The sequence below is a fragment of the Candidatus Caldatribacterium sp. genome, assembly GCA_014359405.1.
Taxonomy (GTDB): domain Bacteria; phylum Atribacterota; class Atribacteria; order Atribacterales; family Caldatribacteriaceae; genus Caldatribacterium; species Caldatribacterium oleiphilum.
The window spans coordinates 1-4,562 of record JACIZN010000135.1; the positions used below are offsets into that span (position 1 = coordinate 1).

5 protein-coding genes are annotated in these 4,562 nt (G+C 51.4%); all 5 read right to left on the reverse strand.

What is annotated here, in order from left to right; all coding sequences use genetic code 11:
* A partial coding sequence (locus H5U36_09100) for an ABC transporter permease (protein MBC7218273.1) occupies nt 1–406 on the reverse strand: 406 nt, incomplete at its 3' end.
* 59 nt (nt 407–465) lie between these two features.
* Nucleotides 466–1,296, reverse strand: coding sequence for a sugar ABC transporter ATP-binding protein (locus H5U36_09105; GenBank protein MBC7218274.1), 831 nt, complete (start codon nt 1,294–1,296; stop codon nt 466–468).
* Nucleotides 1,297–1,298: 2 nt separating this feature from the next.
* Nucleotides 1,299–2,300, reverse strand: coding sequence for a substrate-binding domain-containing protein (locus tag H5U36_09110; GenBank protein ID MBC7218275.1), 1,002 nt, complete (start codon nt 2,298–2,300; stop codon nt 1,299–1,301).
* Between the two features lie 90 nt (nt 2,301–2,390).
* Nucleotides 2,391–3,482, reverse strand: coding sequence for a hypothetical protein (locus H5U36_09115; GenBank protein MBC7218276.1), 1,092 nt, complete (start codon nt 3,480–3,482; stop codon nt 2,391–2,393).
* Nucleotides 3,479–4,562 (reverse strand): LacI family DNA-binding transcriptional regulator (locus H5U36_09120; GenBank protein ID MBC7218277.1); only part of this gene is annotated, 1,084 nt, incomplete at its 5' end. The genes H5U36_09115 and H5U36_09120, both read right to left, overlap by 4 nt.

The following is a 4,562-nucleotide window of genomic DNA, read 5'->3' on the forward strand; positions in this document are numbered from 1 at the left end:
GGGTAAGGCCTGCCCAGAAAAACTGAGTCCCAATGGTAACCACCAGAGAGGGGAGATTAAACTTCACAACCAGAAAACCATTGATATACCCAGCGACAAGACCCACGAGAATGCAGACGAAAAGGGCAAAAGCCACACTTCCTGTGGCATGGAAAACCTGGGCGAAGACGTACCCGCAGAACCCCATGATAGAAGGAAAGGAGAGGTCCATCTCTCCACAGATCACCACAAGGGTAAGCGACAGAGCCATAATCATTGAGAAGGGCAAGGTGGACATGAAGGCGGTGTAGATATCGCCTGAGAGAAATGTCCTTGGACTGCTGATGGTGAAAAGCAAGAGCAAGGCACAAAGGACAAAGAGAATGCTTACCTGAGTCCTATTTTCTGAAAGCCATCTGTTCCGCATCCTTCCTCCCCCCAAATCTCAAGGAACAAAAAGACCCCGGCCTTTCAGCCGGGGTCTTTTTAGGGCATGAGCGACTCAAGACCATGAGGGCCTTTTGGCGTTTCTTCGGAAGTAGTACCCTCGTCGTTGAGCCTGCCAGTACGGGCTACAAGGTAGAGCTTTTCAACGAGTTTCTCTAAAGGAATCGATGCCTTCATGAACTCTCCTACGACTCTTCCACGATCAAGAATCACGATCCGATCGGCAACAGGGTACACATGGTAGATATTGTGGGTGATAAAGATGGCCGACTTCCCCTTCTTCTTGATTTCTTCGACAAAGCTCAGGACCTTTTGTGTCTCTGATAGCGAGAGTCCCGTCGTTGGCTCATCGAGGATGATGAGGTCTGCCTGGAAGTGGAGGGCCCTGGCAATCGCCACACCCTGTTTTTCGCCTCCGGACATGGTCCCCACAACTGCGTCTACACTCAAAGCCGAAGAGGTAAAGCCCATGTACTCTCGGATGATTCGTTCCGCTTCCTCACGTTGCTTGCGGATATCCAGAAACCCCCACCGGCTGGTGATTTCCCGACCCATGAAAATATTGCGCCAGAGGGAATGTTGCTCCGAGAGAGCCCTTTCCTGGAAAACTGTTTCGATACCCAACTCCCTCGCCTTAGCTACAGAGTAGTTGACGAGCTTCTGCCCCTTCCAGTAAATCTCTCCAGAGTCGGGTTGATGAACCCCGGTGAGGATTTTGATGAGCGTGGATTTTCCCGCTCCATTATCGCCCAAAAGTCCAACAATTTCATTGTACCCTACCTCGAAGTTTACCCCTCGGAGGACTTCCACATGTCCGAAGGACTTTCGAATATTGACCATTTTGACGAGAACTTCAGAAGGTTCAGCCATGCTCACCGAATCCCCCGTTCAACAAGTGGAGCAATCTCCTCAACGTTGCTCTTGTCCACAAGGCCGGAACCAGTATCGATGTGGAGACCGGCAAACTTGTACTTGATACTCAGACAGAGCTGTACAATGGGCAGGAATCCTTGCAGGAATTGCTGCTGGTCATGAATGAGGTCGACGTACCCTTTACGCATTGCCTCAAGGGTGGCTGGAGAAAGGTCAAAGCCAGCACCGTACATGTCATCAGGTCCCTTGCCCGCCGCTTTGAAGTACGTCTCCATAGTAGCAGTGAGCGCACCATGATCCGTTACCACAAGCTTTACATCGGGGTGAGAGGAAACGTATCCTGCAAATACCGGAGCACCAAGAGGAGCGTCGGCGTTCACCTCAGGAGAAATCTCAAGATAGTCAACCACAAGCCCAGCTTCCTCCAACGCATCGATGACACCCTTGGTTCGAAGGCCTCGTGTCGGCTGCGAGAGGAGTCCCCAAACCATGGCACGGTCTCCAGGCTTCAGATCGAATCGTTCAAGACACCCTTTCCCAAGGAGACGCCCAGAGTCGTAGAGCTCCTGGCCGACATAGCCAAATCCCCGGGATCTGTACTTTTCTTCCGCCTTGGGAAGGGTGGTGTTCTGAGAGGTTACAATGATACCCTGAGCGAAAGCCTGGTCAATAAGCGGGAGCAGAGCATCATCTCCTGGATGGCCCATGACTGCAATGCCATCAGGCTTTGCCGCAACGGCTTCTTTGAACTGACGCACCATCGTTTCCGGATCCCAGTTGGACCAAACGTACTCCACCTTGCAACCCATGAGCTTCTCAGCAAGCTGGGCACCTCGGTAGACGACACTTGCAAAGGGACCACCTGGAGGCCCACCACAGAAGAAGCGAATGGTAATGTCCTTGAAAGGACTCTCCTCTTGAGCCAAAGCTACGGACGCGAAGAGACTCCCCACCACCAGGAATGCCACAACCCCCAACACCACAAGGTGATTCCGCTTCACTTTGCTTCCCCCCTTTCAAGAATTTTCACGGAATCCCAAAAACCGCAAGCACAACTTCCGACCTGCCTAAGCCTTCTCTTCTCACCTCCTTCACACGCAAACCGGATACTTTCCATACGTTTTTGCTGCCTCAAGGAAGGCAAAGAAATTCTCCAGGGGAGTATCAAGCTGTACATGGTGAGTTGGAGCAATAATGAACCCTCCACCTGGAGCCATGGTCTCTATGCGTACTCGAACCTCCTGGTGCACCGTTTCTGGAGTCCCAAAAGGTAGTGTTTCCTGCTCATCAATTGTTCCCCAAAAGGAGAGACGAGTACCGTACCGTTTTTTCAAAACGGCAGGATCCATAGCCTTAGGCTGCACCGGGTTGAGGACATCGATACCAATTTCAATGAGCTCATCAATGATAGGCTCGATGTTGCCGTCGCTGTGGTACGCGATGAAAATGTTAGGGTTAAGGTGCTTCAGTTCTGAACAGATCAAAGCCATGCGGGGTTTCAGGTACTTACGCCAGAGCTCAGGGGATATGAGCATTCCCCGTTGAGTCCCCACATCATCCCCAAGCCATATGCCATGGACACCCATGGCCACGAGGCGTTTAGCTGCTTCAAGATGGAAACGGAAGGGAATGTCGAGAATGGCGTTGGCCTTTTCTTCGTCAGTGACCATATCCACGAGGAGCCGATCAAGACCCCGCAGGTACCACGCACCTTCGAAGATCGTGCAAACCGTAACCCCAAGAATGAAGTACTCTTTTTCGTACCGCTCGAGTACCCCTCTAAGTGGTGCATAGAGTTCTTCCCGATTGGGGTCAGGAGGTACATAAGTGGTAATGCGTTCATCTGAAGCCAGGGGGTGTTCGGCAATCTCCGTGTACTTCCCTTTTCCAAAAGGCGTCTCGTACTCTACCTGTTTCCAGGTAATTCCCCATTCACAGACGTAAGTGTCCTCCGAAGAAGCATAGTACGAGTTTGCAATTCCCACAGAGTACTGGATAATATCAAGACCAAGGGCCTCTTCAAGGTCATGAACGATGCCACCATGAGGATTGGTATCCTTTGGAGGTAGACCGAGGTGCTTCCGAAGACGCTCAGCGAATTCCGGGGTGAAACTCGCCGTAATCGGCACTCTATCTGGCTCTTCGTGTGAAAGCGCGGTAAAAACCCTCTCCTTTGAGGTCACGACAATACCCCCCGAGAGACCGGTGCAACTTGTGGCATCTTCCCCGTTTCCCAGATAAGAATTCGGCTCAGGAGCCGCTCAAAGTGCTGGACGTTCTGACCAGTCGTTGTTCTAGAGAACACCGGAATCGTAGGGAGATAGAAGGTGTGCACATCGAGTGAAAACCCAAAGAGAAGATGCTGTACGAGAAAGGCAACACTCAAGAAACCCTGAAGGTAAGGATACTGATACAGGCAGCAATCGATAAAGCCTTGGTCGAGGTAGTCTTCCCACTCTTTCGCGAGGTCATTCCCTACTACCACGATACCTCGCTTACCCGTCTCCTTAAGTGCTCTTCCAACTCCACAGTTTCCAAAGGCCGTGCTCACGAAAATACCACAAAGCCCTTCTTCCTTAAGGAGGTCCTCCTTGACCACTCGGTATGCCTCTTCCTCATCCTTCACCTCAATGACCCGGGACACATCGTAGGGTAACCCCTTTTCCCGAACAAAATCGGTCAACCCCTGCCAGCGCATGACATGGGAAGGCGCCTGTTTGTGGGTTGTCAGAGTACAGATTACCCCTTTTCTGTTACCCAGAAGGAGGTGAAAGATGCGCCCCGCAAGTCTTCCCGCTTCTCCGCCATGCTGCCCCACATAGAAGACGCGCTTGCTCAAAGGAGCATCAACGTTAAAGGTAACAACTTTTGTGCCCCGAATGAAGAAGGCGTTAATAAAGTAATCAAGGCGGGTGAGATCCGAGGGGACTATAGCAAGACCATCGATGTGTTCCTCTTCCCGAAGAAGCTTTTCAAGGATTACCGTTTGCTCAGAGAGGTTGTGCCCCTGTGTCCGATGCGTCTCAAAGTGAATGCCCCACGGAGTGAATAAGCTAATGGCGTCGTTTATACCTTCTTCAACCTTGTCCCAGAAGAAGGCATCTGTCGGGAAGAGGAGAACAATCCTCTTGGGCTGGGAGATAGGAAACACCCCGGAAAAGACATATCCTAACTCCCTTGCCCTTCGGATAATCTTTTCTCTCAATTCCGGATTCACTTTTCCCTTTCCACTCAAAGCCCGGCTCACAGTAGCTATGGAAACG

What these genes read in the sequence shown, in the direction of transcription:
- H5U36_09105 (MBC7218274.1), bottom strand. Translation starts at nt 1,296, where the DNA reads ATGGCTGAACCTTCTGAAGTTCTCGTCAAAATGGTCAATATTCGAAAG.